Origin of the sequence: Listeria grayi DSM 20601, assembly GCF_000148995.1 — a bacterium.
Lineage (GTDB): Bacteria > Bacillota > Bacilli > Lactobacillales > Listeriaceae > Listeria > Listeria grayi.
Map to the genome: position 1 here is coordinate 556,571 of NZ_GL538353.1, position 16,676 is coordinate 573,246.

Here is a 16,676-nt window from a genome sequence, read left to right on the forward strand (position 1 = left end):
TATCGGAATCAATAGCACGGCCGAAATAGCTAAAAAATTTGAAGGTACTACTTATTGATAAAAGAGTAAAAAAAGAGGTTGTTGCTAATCATGATCAATGGGAAACTTGAGATTAGAATTACATGGGCTGATATTTTTAAAGAGTTTACGATGGGCATACTAATTGTTTTAACACTAACAGCTGTAGTAGTTGCGATATGTAAGTTTGTACTAAGGCAATCTCTAATCATAAATATCATCGCATTGCTACTTGTTTTATTGATAGGCGGAATGTATCTGATTTTTTTATTTTCAGTAGCAGGAACCTTTTCTTTTGCGATGTTAGCAACAGCCATTGTTGATCTGAATATTATGCTTAAATATGAGGGCATTTTATACAAAATGGAGGAACAAGGTTTTACTTATTATGAGGAAGGAAAGCAATATAAAAAGCGGTGGATAGAAGTTGTTGATATAGGGTGCTATCGCCAATATAACAAAAAACAAAGTGTTATCTATAAATATCAAGTGAAATTTATAGATAACAGCGTACATGTTTTAGCTTTACGCGGTCGGATTGGGACTGAAGTGTTTAAAGAAAAATTCGAAGATTATTGGTTGACTTATGTAGAGAAAAGCTAGGGTTGACACACCATAATCGGAGAACGCGTATTATTCAAGTCACAAAATAACTAGTTGAAGGAGAAAAGAAATGGAACAAAGAAAAGCAGAATTTATTATGACGATTATCGGAGCGAGTCTTGCAATACTTGGGATTTTATTTATGGGGATTATGTTAGCCTTATTAGGAATAGGAACATCTATAAATACGGATGCACTAACTTCAGATGATGTGATTGGCTTGACTGTAGGCGGAGGGATTGTTTTCTATTTTTTCCTTTTAGCAGTGGCAGCTTGTATCATTGGATTTATAGCTGCCTTTAAAATGAAAAATGGGCAGAATATCAAAGGCTGGTCGATTACACTCATAGTAGTAGGAGGGCTTTGCTTTTTTAGTTACGGCTGGATAACAGGCGTTCTGTTTTTGATATCAGGCATTATGTCAGTAGTAAAATCATCTAGAGAGAAACGTAATATTTTTTACGATTAATACTATTAACGAAATTTTGGGTAAAACGGAGAGGTAAATAAAAAGTGACATGATCAACGAGTATAGGAAGTGGATTCGCGACATTTTTTCATCTATACAAAACGTAAAAGCAGTTAATCATGGCTATTATCTTTTATACGTGCTAACAGCCTTAGCAAATAAGGCTGTTTTTTTATAAGACTGAAATTTACTGGGAAATATGGTACTATTTTTTATAGGTTTTAATAAAAGGGGATGAATGAATTATGAAAGAAAAAGAAGTGAGTATGTCCGAACTGTTCTTTGACTTGATCTTTGTCTATGTGCTGTCGCAGATCAATCATACTGTCGAACATATCTCACCAAGTTTGCTGACATTAGAAAGTTTAGGGAAAAATACGATGCTCTTTCTGGTGTTCTTCGCTATTTGGATCTACCGCACGCTATTGGTCAACCGCTTTTTTGAGAAAGAGTGGTATCAATACATGTTTGTTTTTATTGACATGTTTTTAGTGATTCTCTTGTCGAAAACGATCAATGCTGATTTTGAAAAAACATTTATCAGCTTCACAGGACTGACCACATTGATATTTTTAAGTATCGCGTTGCAGTACGTGTTGAATTATATATTGAAACGCAACAATACCAGTCGTGCAATAGTTTTGGTATATGCAGGTGGATTGTTACTCTCCTGCGCGATCGCGACAGTTGGACTGCTGGCACCAGCTGGGATCCACTTTTGGATCTATTTTGTCTCTGTCATGGTAGCGGTGGTATTTCCACTGTTGTTTTATCCAGTTTCCAAAAAAAGTCCCATCCACTTTGGGCATCTTGCTGAGCGGCTGAGCTTATTTGTCATTTTATTATTTGGCGAAGGATTGATTTTCCTAGTCAATGCTATTGAGATCGAGCATGTAACGATCCGAAGTGTCATTTATTTTGTTTTTGTCATCATGCTGTTCTGGATTTATATGTATCATTATCGATTTGGTATGAATAAGGTGAAAAATAGTACAGGATTTGCAACAGCTTATCTACATGTCTTTATCATCATTGCGATCAATCTGCAGTTCTTGATTGCCACCTATGGCGTTGTGGGCGTTGAATGGGATACGGCGAATAAAATAGGCTTACTGCTAGCATTTCTTGTTTATCTGGGGGTCATTGTTATCAATTGGTGGGTGTATAACCGTGCTTTCCGAACAAAAATACTGCCTTATAGTGTTATTGGCATTATTATTGTAAATGCGCTTGCAATGAGTTTTATATCGAATATTTCGATTTTACTAGCTATCTTCATTCTATCGATTACTGGCATGGTCGCTAGTTTACGATGGTCGAAGCAGCATAGTGATGTTGAAAGACATACTGGCATTTGAAGCAAAAAAAACTATTTCCTAGTAAAAGGAAATAGTTTTTTTATTTTTCTGCCGCTTCGATTTGATCCAGCATATCTGGCGTTGTCAAATCACTTCGTAAGAATTCCGTTGTTTGTGGCAACTGTAATTCGAACTCCGTTTGTTGCGCAAATTCGACCGTGCCGTCCAACATTTCGTAATCGAAAACGTGTCCACCGACTTGGCGCATATCATCAATGAAATGGATATGATAACCCGCCACGCCGATCCCACTGATATAAGCGGGGGTCCAAAAACCGACGATCGTACCAGTGATATATTCGAAGTGATAAGTCGGTTGTTCTTTTACTGCTTCAATAAGTGGCGGATAAGGTCTAGTTTGTTTAGGAACAACTCGTGTATCCACATAACGAAAGTTTCCCGTTAATTTGACTGCGTAAAAAACATTCGGACCTTGCATATGGGAAGCCATCAGTGCTTCGACTTCATCTTTTGATTTGGATTCCTCGATGGTTAGGGAAGTATCCGCATCAAAAAAAGAAACACTTGCGTATGGCGTTGTATCTTCTGGTTTCACTTCATATGCTTTACCGTCAGAACGGATCTGATACGCTTTACCGTCAACCACGATCAATTCGCCGTCAAATTCATCTAATGTACCAATTCCAAGATCACCATTTGCGAGCAACTCCTTAAAGGTGGTCGTCCCACTAAACAAACCGCCAACTAATGCGGCCATGGTGGAATGTTGGAATAAACGATTTTTTCTAGTCATCATAAACACTCCTTGTGTTATTGAAAAAGTTAAATACTATTAATACAGGTTTTCCCTCTACTATTATAGTATAAACCTTTAATTGTTTTAAATAAAGAGATTTGATTAAAACAGTTAGTTTTTGATTGTAATACAGATTTTTAAAGAACACCACCCAGTTTTCCTAACAAGTCTTGAATTTTATTGTATAGTAAAGGTATAGAAAAGGAGGAATAGAAATGAAAAAAACGGGATTTTTATTAGTAATAGTTAGTGTGTTGCTTGTATGTATCGGCAGTATGCAAGCAGAAGCCAAAGAAACAGGGAAGAAAGATGTATTCAGTATTCAAGAACCAACTTGGATTTTTAAAGCGGGAATGAGTAAAGGAAAGAACCATGATCGTCAAGATCTAGGCTTTATTTTACGAGAAAACACAGTCTTGAAAGTCCGCCAAGCTAATCCAGCTTATAAGCAGTCATTGACGGTCCGGCTTTTAGGAAATGATTCAGCAACCGAAAAATCGGTAAAAGTCGGCAGTGATTGGACGACGGTTAGTGGAACGGAAGCACTTGTTCCTTTTGTCGACACGCCTTATGGCGAGTCAGGTGCTCAGCTGGAATATGAGGTAGATAGTGAGCAGGCACAGAAGCCGCTTCCTGTTTATGCATATCATGGCGATGCGGAAACCTTTTTTCAAACATGGGACGATAAGGATGGAAATTATGCGTTGATCAAAGGGAAAGATTTTCAACTACTTATCCCGAAGCGAGATAAAAATGCAGTTCGCAATCTCAAAGATTATGCTTCCTTAGATGAATTAATAGCGCATTATCAAGATTTATTTGCTTATTATAATCAAATTGCTGGTTTCGATGATAGTTCTGCGGTCAATAAAAATGGCAGTAATCGCTACTTTTTAAAAGCGGATAGTCATGGTGCAGGGGGGCGCCTATTATGGCGGTAATTGGACGGCAAATAGCTACGCAACGACAGATATGTGGCTGACAAAGATAGATTGGGCAACGCTTCATGAGATCGCTCATGGCTATCAAGCCGGTTTCGATGGACAAGGCATGTATACAGGGGAAGTTTCCAATAACTTATTCGGTGTCCAATACCAATATGAAAAATATGGGAAAAAAGCAGATCAAATCGGCTGGCTCTTTAATTACGGGAAAAAAGAAGCGGTAGAGAAAAATCTGTATACGAAATTGGTCAAACAAGACGGAACATATGGCTCTGTAGATCTACGCGAAAAGTTGATTTTGCTGACGATGTTGAAACAAAAAGCTGGAAATGAAGCTTTTACTAAGATGTACCAAGGATATCGAGAGCTTGCCAATCAGAATGGTTTCAGCAAAACGGATTACCCACTGCCAGATTTGCTAAATCGCTACTACAGCGAAACAAGTAAGCAAGACTTTACACCCGTTTTGCAGCGGTGGGGGCTAGTACTAGCAGATGATCAAGCTGTTAAAAACCGCGCAAAATCCTATCCAGCAATAGCTTCACTCGCTGATATCATACCGGAGAGCAAATTAGCTAGTGCACGCACTCTAGTAGATCCGACAATATTGATCAATTCTAATTTTGAAATGGTACAGAATAAGGATATCGCTTCCTTAGGATTAAAAGGAAATCTGAGTATCCAATTAAAAGCGGAGGATGTAAAGGCGCTAAATGGAGCAAAACTGCAGCTCAAAGACGGAACAAAAATGATCGCGGAGCAAACTGTGAAAGGAGAGACACTAGACTTTAAACAAGTGCCAAATGGTATTTATACTGTAACGTTCACAGGGGAAGAAGTCGCTCCATATATTGCTGATACGCATTATGTTTATGTGAAAGAAGCCCAAAATGATGCGAAGATCTCACTTGAAAAGATAAACATCAGTAAATTAGCAAATCAAAGCATCCAACTCCTAGGACTAGGCGATGCCAAATTCGCGACTTTTACGACGAATCGAAACGATGATTCCGCCACGCTCGATGTTACTGCTGAAAAACCGCATAGTTATTACAGCGGGGAAACTTATGCGAAAGTGGTCGTCAAAGATGCAGCAGGAATGACACGTTATGAAAAGACGATGGAAGGAACTGGAACAAAGGTTGGAAAAGATTCGTTTCCTTTCAAAGAAGGGGACATCGTGGAAATCTATCATGCCGAGACAAAAAATCGTCTTCGCTCGTCTGAGTCTATTATCGATAAGGCAACAAAGACGAATACGCTGGTAATGACAAAATGGGGACTGCGCAATAAAACACTTGCCAATGATCCTCAGGAAGATCTCATCGTTAAAATCAAGGCAGAAGGAACAAGGCTTTTAAATGACGCTGATTTGAAGGATGTGCCATTTGCTGAATCCGAGGCAAAGAAACAGCTTCTACAGGCGATCCAATTGTTAGATGAGCCGAATAGAACGGTCTATCTCGATAACTATCAAGCGCTCTTTTCGGAATAATAAAGTACTAAAAAAGGTAGCAACCTCAGCAGTTGCTACCTTTTTTAAACCAATAAACCATACAGCATGTGATTTTCATTAATGGCGATAAAGCTGGGATCAAAGGCTTCTACTCGTTTCAGTAAGTCGGGATATTCCTGTTTATATTTCAAAAGTACCCCGATGATCACAGGGCCATTCCCGCGATTTACTTTCTTCGTGTATTCAAATTTGGTAATGTCATCTTCAGGACCTAGGACCTCGTTGACGAATTCTTTTAATGCCCCCGGACGCTGCGGAAAGTTGACAATGAAGTAATGCTTGAGTCCTTCAAATAAGAGCGAACGTTCTTCGATTTCCTGCATCCGATTGATATCATTATTACCACCACTGACGACGCAGACGACTGTTTTACCTTTGATCTTGTCACGATAATGATTCAAGGCAGCTACGGATAAAGCACCAGCTGGTTCCGCAACGATCGCTTGTTTGGAATAGAGATCCAAGATCGTGCTGCATACTTCGCCTTCCGGTACATCGATCACATCGTCCACCAATGTCTTGACATGGAGAAAATTACGCTCGCCGACCTGTTTGACGGCAGCACCGTCTACAAATTTATCGATTTGTTCTAAACAAACGACATGGTCTTGTTCAAGAGCAGCTGCCATAGAAGGAGCTCCGCTTGGTTCGACACCGATGATTTTAGTGGAAGGGCTGGTGGATTTCAAATAAGCACTTATCCCACTGATCAGACCGCCACCACCGATTCCGGCAAACACAAAATCTGCAGCGTTGTTTTCGTTTGTCAGATCTTCCAGCATTTCTACAGCCAATGTGCCTTGGCCAGCAATCACATTAGCATCGTCAAAAGGAGGGATGATAGTTTTCTGATTGTCATTAGCGAAACGGACAGCTGCTTTAGAGGAAGCGTCAAAAGTATCGCCGATCAGTTCGACGGTAACTTCTGTACCGCCAAAAAATGTGACTTGATCGATTTTTTGTTTTGGTGTAGTGGTAGGCATAAAAATGGTTGCCGGGACTTTGAGCTGATTGCATGTGTAAGCAACACCTTGCGCATGGTTGCCGGCACTAGCACATACTACTCCATTTGCTAATTGCGCGGCTGTCAATTGCTTGATCGCATAATAAGCGCCGCGGATCTTGAAAGAACGCACCTGCTGCTGATCTTCTCGCTTTAAGTAAACATGACAATCATATTTTTGTGATAAATAAAAATCATATTCCAATGGTGTATGACGTACCACTGATTTGAGTGTATCATACGCAGCTAAGACATCTTCTTTCGTGACCAATAAGTCCACTAATTCCATTCCTATCACAACCTTTTTTTGATTTCAGACCTGTTCATATGTGTTGATTTTTGCTTCATATGCCGTGATGTTATCGATATACTGCATCGTGATGGCGATATCGTCCAAACCTTCGATAAATTTATTTTTCCAAGTCGGATCGATCTCAAAGTCATAAGTTTTACCTCCTGCGATCACTTGCTGGTTCGGAAGGTCGATCGTGATCGATTCTTCTGCACCAAGTTTGGCAAGATGATCACGTGACGCTTGGGAAAGTGAGATTGGCAGAACACCATTCTTTGTGCAGTTCATATAAAAGATATCGCTGTAGCTCCCGGCGATAATGACTTTGAAACCATAATCCAAGAGTGCCCAAGCAGCATGTTCCCGAGAGGAACCACAACCAAAGTTGTCTCCAGTTATCAGGATCGTTGCCTCTTTGCGGTTGGGTTCGTTGAGTGGGAAATCCGGATTAGGTTTTCGATTAGCTAAATAGCGCCACTCATCGAATAAAAATTCGCCGAAACCAGTCCGTTCGATTCGTTTTAAGAAATTTTTCGGAATGATTTGATCCGTATCGATATTATCGTACATCAGTGCGACCGTTTTTCCATTATGCACCTTGATTGCTTCCATTTAGAATCCCCTCCTCGCGAATATTGACAAAATGACCATGAATGGCGGCAGCCGCTGCCATAGCTGGCGATACAAGATGTGTGCGTGCACCTTTTCCTTGCCGTCCTTCGAAATTTCGGTTGGAAGTGGACGCGCAGTGGACGCCATCCGGGACTTGATCGGGATTCATTCCGAGACACATGGAACAGCCAGGCTCACGCCATTCAAAACCAGCATCTTTAAAGATCTTATCCAGACCACTTTTCTCAGCGAGTGTACGTACTTGTCTGGAACCGGGAACGACGAGTGCGCGAATGCCTTCTTTTACTTTTTTCCCAGCAACAATACGAGCGGCTTCTTCCAGATCGGAAAGCCTTGCGTTCGTGCAGGAACCAATAAACACATAGCCAAGTTCGATATCTTCTGCCCGTTGTCCGGGTTTTAGCCCCATATAGTCATAGGCGCGTTCGTAGTTGCTGTCCTTAATAGGAGGGAAAGCGCTGGAATAAGGAACTCCCATTTCTGGATTGGTTCCCCAAGTCACATACGGCTCGAGTTTGCTGACATCGACTTCGAGGTGCAGATCATAGGTAGCATCTTCATCCGTATAGAACGCTTGCCAATCTTGAACAGCCGCGTCAAAATCGCTTGGTGCATATTCACGACCTTTGACATATTCGAAAGTGGTTTGATCCGGTGCCATCAATCCGACTTTAGCCCCGCCTTCAATCGCCATATTGCAGATCGTCATCCGTTCTTCCATAGTCAGCGCTTCGATTGCTTCCCCGTAATACTCAACGGCATATCCGGTTCCGAATGAAACGCCGTAAGTAGCGATCAAATGGAGAATGATATCTTTCGCATAGACACCTTTTGGAAGTTTACCGGTGATCTCGATTCCCATGTTTTTAGGTTTCTGTTGCCAGATCGTTTGGGTGGCAAAGACGTGTTCCACTTCACTGGAGCCGATCCCAAAGCCGATCGCGCCAAAAGCGCCGTGCGTCGCAGTGTGAGAATCACCGCAGACAATCAGTTTGCCAGGCTGGGTCAAACCAGTTTCCGGACCGACCATGTGGACGATTCCTTGGCGTTCACTACCGACATCAGCTAGTCGTACCCCGAATTCTTCGCAGTTTTTCTGTAATGCTTCGATTTGTTTTTTAGAAACAAGATCATGGATGTTGAAAATATCTTCTGTCGGCACATTATGATCCATCGTGGCAAAAGTCCGATCTGGTCGTCTAACAGGTCTGTTTTCCATTCGTAATCCTTCAAAGGCTTGGGGAGAAGTAACTTCATGGATCAAATGCAGATCGACGTATAATAATTGTGGTTCACCTTCTTTTCCATATATGACATGGCGATCCCAAAGTTTGTCAAAAAGCGTTTGTCCCATTTTAGTCTCCTCCTTTTAATTTATTTTGAATGGCCTTGGTAAAAGTACTGGTAGAAGCATCTCCTCCTAAATCACGAGTGAGGATGCCTGCCTTCATTACTGCTTCTGCGGCTTCGTCTAATCTTTTACTTGCTTGATACTCGCCAAATGATTGGCGGAGCATCAAGGAAACGGAGCTGATCATCGACATCGGATTGGCGATGTCTTGTCCGGCGATATCAGGAGCGGATCCATGGATCGGTTCGTAAAGCGAAGGACCTTGCTCCGCATGACTGGCAGAAGGGAGCAGACCGAGCGATCCGGTAATGACAGAAGCTTCGTCGCTTAAAATATCGCCAAACAGATTTTCTGTGACGATCACGTCGAATGCGGTCGGCTTTTGGATCAGTAGCATTGCTGCTGCATCAACGTAAAGATGTTCTAATGTAACTGTCGGATAATCAGCAGCAACTTCATTCGCAGTTTCCCGCCATAATTTGCTACTGGCAAGCACATTGGCTTTATCGACAGAAGTTACCTTTTGTTTTCGCGTTTTCGCGATCTCAAATGCTTGGATCAAAATACGTTGGATTTCCTTCTTGGAGTAGTTGAGCGTGTCGGTGGCATGTGTTTCCTCCAAAACTTTTGGTTCGCCAAAATACAGACCACCTGTCAGTTCGCGGACAACGATAAAATCACTGCCAGAGACGATTTCTGCTTTAAGTGGTGAAAGTGCAGCAATCGAATCGGGAACTTGGATGGGGCGAATGTTTGCAAATAAACCAAGTGCTTTACGTAGGGCAAGCAGACCACTTTCGGGGCGCTCGCTGGCGTTATCCCATTTTGGACCGCCAATCGCTCCCAGCAAGATGGCATCTGCTTGCCGGCAAGCAGCGAGTGATTCTTTTGGAAGTGGCACACCAGTTGCATCGATCGCTGCTCCGCCGAAGAGGAATTTTTCGATCTGATAATCAAGTTCGAAATCTGCTTGAATAGTTTGGAGGAGAGAAAGGGCACTGTCCATGATCTCCGGACCAATACCATCTCCAGCCAACACGACGATTTTCTTAGTCATGCTTCTTTTACCTCCTCTTGCGGTGCGACTGTCTGACCTACTTTGCCAACTGCCTGTAGATAAGCTTTCGCACTGGCGGTCAGGACGTCATAGTCGATGCCGATCCCGTGTAGCTGACGACCATTCGTTGTCTCAATAATGACATGGACTTCTGCTTGGGCGTCTTGCCCTGCGGAAATGGATTGAATACGGTAATCAGAGAGGGTAACTGTTTGATTGGTAAGGCGGTTGATCGCGTTATAGATCGCTTCGATACTGCCCGAACCAGTCGCAGCATCTTCGGCAATCTTGCCAGTTGCATCTTTAATACGAAGCACCGCTGCTTGAATGCCATTTGTAACATATTGGATCTGCATGTGTTCCAATTCAAAGGGTTTATCTGCTTCTTGCGATTCCCCTAAAACAAGTGCATGGATGTCTTCTTCGGTAACCTGTTTTTTGGCATCAGCCAGTTGTTTAAAGCGTTTGAACAAGCGCGATTGTTCATCGGCTGTGATCTCATAGCCAAGTTCTGCCAGCTTTGTTTGGAAAGCGTGCTTGCCAGATAGTTTGCCGAGTGGCAAGGAATTCTTTTCTACACCGACGAGAGCGGGAGTGATGATTTCATACGTATCGGGGTTTTTAAGGACGCCGTCTTGATGGATTCCGGATTCATGTGCATAAGCATTGCCGCCGATAACTGCTTTGTTTTTCGGAACAGGAAGGCCGGAAAGCCGACTGACGAGATCGCTTGTCGTTTTAAATTGATTGAGTGTGATAGTTGTTTCTGCTTGATAAAAATCTTTCCGAATATGCAGGGCAACAGCAACTTCTTCAAGTGCCGTATTACCAGCTCGTTCTCCAATACCGTTGATCGTTGCTTCCACACGGGTCGCACCGTTTTCAATCGCTGCTAGCGAGTTCGCAACTGCCATACCGAGATCATCGTGGCAGTGGCAGGAGAAGGTGACAGCATCAAATTCAGGAATCGCTGCTCTGAGTTCGCGGAACAGTTGGCCGAATTCAGTAGGGTTAGTATAGCCGACTGTATCCGGGATATTGATGACTTTTGCGCCAGCTGTGATCGCCGTCTGTACAGCTTCGATCAGGAAACTGCGGTCCGTTCGAGTGGCATCTTCCGGTGAAAACTGGACGATCTCAAATTGTTTGGCTGCATAGCGGACATGATGATCGATCGATGCTAGTACTTCCGCTCGCGACATTTTTAGTTTGTATTTCATGTGAACGTCGCTGGTGGCTAGGAAAATATGGATCTGCGGGGCATACGCGTTTTGCAGCGCTTCGGCGACGCGGTCGATATCCCTTTCCACACAACGAGCAAGCCCTGTTACGGCTGTTGTTTTGATTTGATCAGCAATTGCTTTGACACATTCAAAATCACCAGGAGAGGAAATCGGGAATCCCGCTTCGATACAATCGATGCCTAGTTTTTCGAGTTGTAAGGCGATTCTTATTTTCTCCTTTACATCAAAATTAACGCCAGGTGTTTGTTCGCCATCTCTCAGAGTTGTGTCAAAAAACTGGACCTTTTTCATTCGATTTCACCTCTTCATTAGTATTGTAGATACAAAAAACACGTTGTTTTTGTTATCAGTTATAGGCATTGGACTGGCAAAAACCCATAACTGATAACAAAAAGCAGGGAAGAGCTCTGCTGCTGCAGAGGTTCCCAAGCTAGATGCTTTTTAACAATTATTTTCTTGGATTTACGAACGGCATCATTTCGCGGAGATTTTTGCCGACTGCTTCGATTTGATGACCTTGCTGTTCTTTGCGCATTCGGTGAAATTCTTTGAAGCCGTTTTTATTGTCATCGATAAACGATTTGGCAAAATTACCATTTTGGATATCGGTCAATACTTCTTTCATCGCTTTCTTCGTATCGCTGGTCACGATGCGCGGACCGGATACATAGTCGCCATATTCTGCTGTATTGGAGATCGAATAGCGCATTTTTTCCATTCCGCCTTCGTACATCAGGTCTACGATCAGTTTCATCTCATGCAGTACTTCGAAGTAAGCGAGTTCCGGTTGATAGCCTGCTTCTACAAGTGTTTCAAAGCCTGCTTGGATAAGGTGAGTGGCACCGCCGCATAGGACAGCTTGTTCACCGAATAGATCCGTTTCTGTTTCTTCTTTGAAAGTTGTTTCGATAACGCCGGCACGTGTAGCTCCGATTCCTTTGGCATAAGAAAGGGCGAGGTCCTGCGCTTTGCCAGTGGCATCTTGGTGGACGGCGAAGAGGGAAGGGACGGCACCGCCTTCTACAAAGGTACGTCTTACTAGATGTCCGGGGCCTTTTGGTGCAACTAGGAAAACATCTACATCTGTAGGAGGTTTGATCACATCAAAATGGATGTTGAAACCATGGGCGAAAACAATGGCATTTCCTGCTTCCAAGTTTGGGCTGATTTCTTTTTCGTATGTATCTCCTTGGATTTCGTCTGGTAGAAGGATCATGATGACATCTGCTTGTTTACTCGCTTCGGCAACGGAGTAAACATCGAAGCCGTCGTTTTTCGCACTTTCTTTAGAACGTCCTTCGCGGATACCGATGATAACGTCATTGCCATTGTCACGCAGATTTTGCGAATGCGCATGTCCTTGTGATCCATAACCGATAACGGCAACTTTCTTCCCCGTTAGTGCATTTTCTTTTACAGCATCTTCATAATATACTTTTGTCATTTTCCTAACCTCCAACGTTTGATATCTATTTCAGAAAGCAGATGCTCTCAGTGAAATCTCAACTATTTTTTTTACTGCTGCGGGTAAACCCGGTCACGCCTGTTCGTGCTAATTGCTTGATGCCATATGGTTTGACTGTATCGACAAACGCATCGACTTTTTCACTTGTGCCGCTGACTTGGACTACGATGTTTTTGGTGCCGACATCGATGATCGTAGCGCGGAAAGGCTCAATCACCGCATTTAATTCCGAGCGGAGCGGGGCAGGTGCATTTAATTTTACTAATGCCAGCTCTCGTTCGATATGCGGGTCATCTGTAATATCGCTGACTTTCAAGACATCGATTTGTTTGTTGAGCTGTTTCGTTACTTGTTCGATCTCATAGAGTGAGTCGACATGAACAACGATCGTGATTCGTGAGATATTTTCTTCTTCTGTCCAGCCAACAGAGATACTGTCGATGTTGTATTGCCGGCGGGAAATAACACCGGTGATCCTGTTTAGCACGCCGGAAGAATTATTCACAGTAGCAGTGATGATACGGCGCATCTTATTCGACTCCTTCCATTTGGTGGTTTGGTTTTCCACTTGGCACCATCGGCAGCACTTGCTCGTCCCCAGGGATCTCAACATCGATAACTGCCGGACCTGTTTGTAGAAATACTTTTTTCAAATCGTTTTCGATCGTTTCTGGATTCGTAAAACGATAGCCTTTTACGCCATAGGCTTCTGCTAATTTAACAAAATCCGGTTGACTGTCGAAAATCGAATGGGAGTAACGTTCCCCGTGGAATTTGGTTTGCCATTGCCGGACCATACCAAGCGAATGATTGTTCAAAATCACGACTTTGACGTTGATCCCATATCCAGCAAGGATCGCGAGTTCTTGATTGGTCATTTGGAAACCACCATCGCCAACAAAAGCGACGACTGTTTTTTCTGGGAAGGCGAGTTGTGCACCTACTGCTGCCGGGAAGCCGAAGCCCATAGTACCGAGGCCACCGCTAGTGATGATCTGATGGTCAAATTGGAACGGATAAAACTGCGCCACCCACATTTGGTGCTGTCCGACATCGGTCGCGACCAATGCTTCGCCGCGTGTGATCTCGCCAATGATCTCAATAACGCGCTGCGGTTTGATCTGTGTCTTGGTGTTGCGGTCATAAGAGAAGGGATGCCGATTTTTACGCGTTGTATTAAGCTTATGCCAATGCGAGAAGTCGAAAGCTTCTGTTACTTGGATGGCAAGCAGTGCTTCTAATGTAGCCCGGATATCAGCTACGATCGGGATCTGCGTTTCAATGATTTTCCCGATCTCAGCCGGATCGATATCGACATGAGCGATCACGGCGTTTGGTGCAAATTCTTTTGGTGCACTGGCCAAGCGATCATCAAAACGGGAACCGAAATTGATCAGCAGGTCGCAGTCGGTAAGTGCCATATTTGCCGAATAAGAGCCGTGCATACCGCCCATACCCAAGAACAATTCGTGGTGATTAGGGAAACTACCTAGGCCGAGCAGTGTGTTGACAACTGGGATATCATAGCGTTCTGCAAATTCTAACAGTTCTGCTGTTGCTTTGGAGTGATTGACTCCCGCGCCAGCCAAGATCAGTGGCTTTTTAGCAGCTAAGATCGCTTGTGCTAATTTTTCGACTTGCAATAGATTCGGAATGTAGGTTGGCTGATAGCCTGGTAGTTTGATCGTATCGGGATGCACGGTATCTGTTTCAGCGATTCCGAGATCTTTAGGGATATCTACTACTACAGGTCCTTTTCGGCCGGTATTCGCAATGTGGAATGCTTCATTGACGATACGTGGCAGTTCTTTGATATCTCTGACTTGATAATTATATTTGGTGATAGGAATCGTCAGTCCGATCATATCTGCTTCTTGGAAAGCATCTTTCCCGATACCGGGTGTATGCACTTGACCGGTAAAAACGACTAGTGGAATCGAATCACTCATGGCATCAGCGATTCCTGTCAATACGTTTGTAGCACCGGGGCCGCTAGTAACGACAACCACACCTGGTTTGCCTGTCACCCGCGCATATCCTTCTGCTGCATGGACGGCGCCTTGCTCATGCCGTGTTAGGATGTGGGGGAAATTACTTTTGTAAAAGGCATCATAGATAGGTAGGACCGCGCCGCCGGGATAGCCGAAAACCATTTCAACATCCTGCTTTTTCAGGGCATCGATAAAGAGTTCGGCTCCTGATTTTGTCTGACTTGCTTGTGTTGTTGCTGCTCTTTGTGTAACCAATTTCCTCACCTCTTTGTCGTTATTGATCAATCTATCAAATCTTCTGGGATCTGCATAACACCACCAGTATGTGCTGATGTCACGAGAGCCGTATATCTTGCTAGATAACCAGTTTTCACTTTTGCTTTGAATTTTGGAACATCTTTCTTGCGGGCTTCTAATTCTTCATCGGAAACTTCTACATTCAGTGTCCGGTTGGGAAGGTCGATCGTAATGATGTCGCCGTCGTTGATAAGACCGATCGGACCGCCAGCTGCTGCTTCGGGAGAAACATGTCCGACTGCAATACCACGCGTTGCACCTGAGAAGCGTCCGTCTGTGATCAGTGCCACGTCTTTACCTAATCCGCGTCCTACGATACTGGAAGTAGGAGCGAGCATTTCTGGCATTCCCGGACCGCCTTTTGGACCTTCATAGCGGATCACGACGACATGACCTTCCTGAACGGTATGGTTATCGATTGCTTCGACTGCTTCGTCATGTGTGCTGAAGCAGATCGCTTCGCCGCGAAAGACTTTTACAGAAGGATCCACACCGCCGACTTTGATTGCAGCACCCTTTGGCGCAATATTTCCGAAGAGGATGGAAAGACCGCCGACTGGGCTGTAGGGATCTTCCTTTGGATGAATGACTTGTTCATTTATGATGACAGCATCTTCCACATTCTCGCGGATCGTTTTCCCAGTGACGGTGATGCGGTCGGGATGGATCGCTCCGCCAAGATCGACAAGTTCTTTGATGATTGCCGATACACCGCCTGCTTCATGAACATCATGCATGGAATAAGCAGAAGAAGGAGCGATTTTGGAAAGATAAGGGACGCGTTTTGCAATATCATTGATGCGATCCAGTTCGTAATCGATTCCTGCTTCGTTTGCAAGTGCCAGTGTATGCAGCACGGTATTGGTCGAACCTCCCATTGCCATGTCTAAGGCAAATGCGTCATCGATCGCATCTTTCGTAACGATATCTTTAGGACGAATATCTTTTTTCACGAGATCCATCAAGTGGAAAGCAGATTTTCGGATCAATTCGCGCCGATCATCGGATACTGCCAGTGTTGTCCCATTTCCCGGAAGTGCTAAACCGAGGATCTCCATTAGACAGTTCATGGAGTTGGCTGTAAACATCCCGGCACAAGAGCCGCATGTCGGACAGGCATTTGCTTCCATATCGAGAAAATCTTCTTGAGAGATACTTCCTTCTTTAAAGGCACCAACTGCTTCAAACATCGAAGAAAGGGTCAATGCTTTCCCATGTGCAGATAATCCTGCTTTCATTGGGCCTCCGGAACAAAAGATAGCTGGTACGTTGGTTCTAACGGATGCGAGTAGCATGCCGGGTGTGATCTTATCGCAGTTCGGAATATAGAAAACACCATCGAACCAGTGAGCGTTGATAACCGTTTCCGCTGCATCCGCGATGATTTCCCGGCTTGGGAGGGAATAGCGCATTCCAATATGTCCCATTGCGATCCCATCATCAACGCCGATCGTATTGAATTCGAAGGGGATACCTCCGGCTTCGCGGATCGCTTCTTTCGCTACATCTGCCAGCTCCCGCAAATGGACATGTCCTGGAACGATGTCGATATAGGAATTACAGATGGCGATAAATGGTTTATTCATATCACCAGAACTTTTGATTTGGCCGGTTGCTCTCAGCAGACTGCGCGCTGGAGCCTGATCGACACCTTTTTTGATTTTGTCACTTCGCATAA

The 16,676-nt window shown here is 43.8% G+C and carries 15 protein-coding genes; 5 read left to right on the forward strand and 10 right to left on the reverse strand.

Translation table 11 applies throughout. From position 1 onward, the window contains the following. The first annotated feature begins 90 nt into the window (after positions 1 to 90). The 3 genes from HMPREF0556_RS10210 to HMPREF0556_RS10220 all read left to right on the forward strand — a co-directional run bounded on the left by HMPREF0556_RS10210 (position 91) and on the right by HMPREF0556_RS10220 (position 2,448). Complete coding sequence (locus HMPREF0556_RS10210; RefSeq protein WP_040486754.1) at positions 91 to 621, forward strand: hypothetical protein; 531 nt, start codon at positions 91 to 93, stop codon at positions 619 to 621. 70 nt (positions 622 to 691) lie between these two features. Further along, complete coding sequence (locus HMPREF0556_RS10215; protein ID WP_003758289.1) at positions 692 to 1,090, forward strand: DUF4064 domain-containing protein; 399 nt, start codon at positions 692 to 694, stop codon at positions 1,088 to 1,090. Between the two features lie 245 nt (positions 1,091 to 1,335). After that, positions 1,336 to 2,448: a low temperature requirement protein A gene (locus HMPREF0556_RS10220; protein WP_003758290.1), complete on the forward strand. Its 1,113-nt coding sequence runs from the start codon at positions 1,336 to 1,338 to the stop codon at positions 2,446 to 2,448. Positions 2,449 to 2,488: 40 nt separating this feature from the next. Here HMPREF0556_RS10220 and budA read toward each other — a convergent pair whose 3' ends face one another. Then, the gene (budA, locus tag HMPREF0556_RS10225) at positions 2,489 to 3,205 is read right to left on the reverse strand and encodes an acetolactate decarboxylase (protein WP_003758292.1); all 717 of its coding nucleotides are present in this window, start codon (positions 3,203 to 3,205) and stop codon (positions 2,489 to 2,491) included. Between the two features lie 215 nt (positions 3,206 to 3,420). On the opposite strand from budA, the gene HMPREF0556_RS13725 reads away from it, so the two are divergent. Beyond that, positions 3,421 to 4,146, forward strand: a complete 726-nt coding sequence (locus HMPREF0556_RS13725) for a hypothetical protein (protein WP_003758294.1) — start codon at positions 3,421 to 3,423, stop codon at positions 4,144 to 4,146. Then, positions 4,115 to 5,644 carry a putative mucin/carbohydrate-binding domain-containing protein gene (locus tag HMPREF0556_RS10230; RefSeq protein ID WP_003758296.1) on the forward strand — a complete coding sequence of 510 codons (1,530 nt, stop codon included), beginning with the start codon at positions 4,115 to 4,117 and terminating at the stop codon, positions 5,642 to 5,644. The genes HMPREF0556_RS13725 and HMPREF0556_RS10230 overlap by 32 nt, the downstream gene beginning before the upstream one ends. 44 nt (positions 5,645 to 5,688) lie before the next feature. On the opposite strand, the gene ilvA is transcribed toward HMPREF0556_RS10230, so the two are convergent. From ilvA to ilvD, 9 genes are all read right to left on the reverse strand, one after another. Beyond that, entirely contained in the window at positions 5,689 to 6,957 is a 1,269-nt protein-coding gene (gene ilvA, locus HMPREF0556_RS10235) for a threonine ammonia-lyase IlvA (protein WP_003758297.1), read from the reverse strand. Between the two features lie 24 nt (positions 6,958 to 6,981). Next, the gene (gene leuD / locus HMPREF0556_RS10240) at positions 6,982 to 7,572 is read right to left on the reverse strand and encodes a 3-isopropylmalate dehydratase small subunit (RefSeq protein WP_003758299.1); all 591 of its coding nucleotides are present in this window, start codon (positions 7,570 to 7,572) and stop codon (positions 6,982 to 6,984) included. Continuing rightward, positions 7,550 to 8,947 (reverse strand): 3-isopropylmalate dehydratase large subunit, encoded by a 1,398-nt coding sequence (leuC, locus tag HMPREF0556_RS10245; RefSeq protein ID WP_003758303.1) that lies wholly within the window; start codon positions 8,945 to 8,947, stop codon positions 7,550 to 7,552. Before leuC ends, leuD begins: the two co-directional genes overlap by 23 nt. Position 8,948: 1 nt before the next feature. Further along, positions 8,949 to 10,001, reverse strand: coding sequence for a 3-isopropylmalate dehydrogenase (leuB, locus tag HMPREF0556_RS10250; protein WP_003758305.1), 1,053 nt, complete (start codon positions 9,999 to 10,001; stop codon positions 8,949 to 8,951). Further along, the gene (locus tag HMPREF0556_RS10255) at positions 9,998 to 11,536 is read right to left on the reverse strand and encodes a 2-isopropylmalate synthase (protein ID WP_003758307.1); all 1,539 of its coding nucleotides are present in this window, start codon (positions 11,534 to 11,536) and stop codon (positions 9,998 to 10,000) included. The genes leuB and HMPREF0556_RS10255 overlap by 4 nt, the downstream gene beginning before the upstream one ends. Before the next feature lie 157 nt (positions 11,537 to 11,693). Continuing rightward, the gene (gene ilvC, locus HMPREF0556_RS10260) at positions 11,694 to 12,689 is read right to left on the reverse strand and encodes a ketol-acid reductoisomerase (RefSeq protein ID WP_003758309.1); all 996 of its coding nucleotides are present in this window, start codon (positions 12,687 to 12,689) and stop codon (positions 11,694 to 11,696) included. A 58-nt stretch (positions 12,690 to 12,747) separates the two neighbouring features. Further along, positions 12,748 to 13,239, reverse strand: coding sequence for an acetolactate synthase small subunit (gene ilvN, locus HMPREF0556_RS10265; protein WP_003758310.1), 492 nt, complete (start codon positions 13,237 to 13,239; stop codon positions 12,748 to 12,750). 1 nt (position 13,240) lies between these two features. Beyond that, entirely contained in the window at positions 13,241 to 14,956 is a 1,716-nt protein-coding gene (ilvB, locus tag HMPREF0556_RS10270) for a biosynthetic-type acetolactate synthase large subunit (RefSeq protein WP_040486757.1), read from the reverse strand. Positions 14,957 to 14,982: 26 nt separating this feature from the next. Beyond that, the gene (gene ilvD, locus HMPREF0556_RS10275; RefSeq protein ID WP_003758312.1) at positions 14,983 to 16,674 is read right to left on the reverse strand and encodes a dihydroxy-acid dehydratase; all 1,692 of its coding nucleotides are present in this window, start codon (positions 16,672 to 16,674) and stop codon (positions 14,983 to 14,985) included. Positions 16,675 to 16,676: the final 2 nt, after the last annotated feature.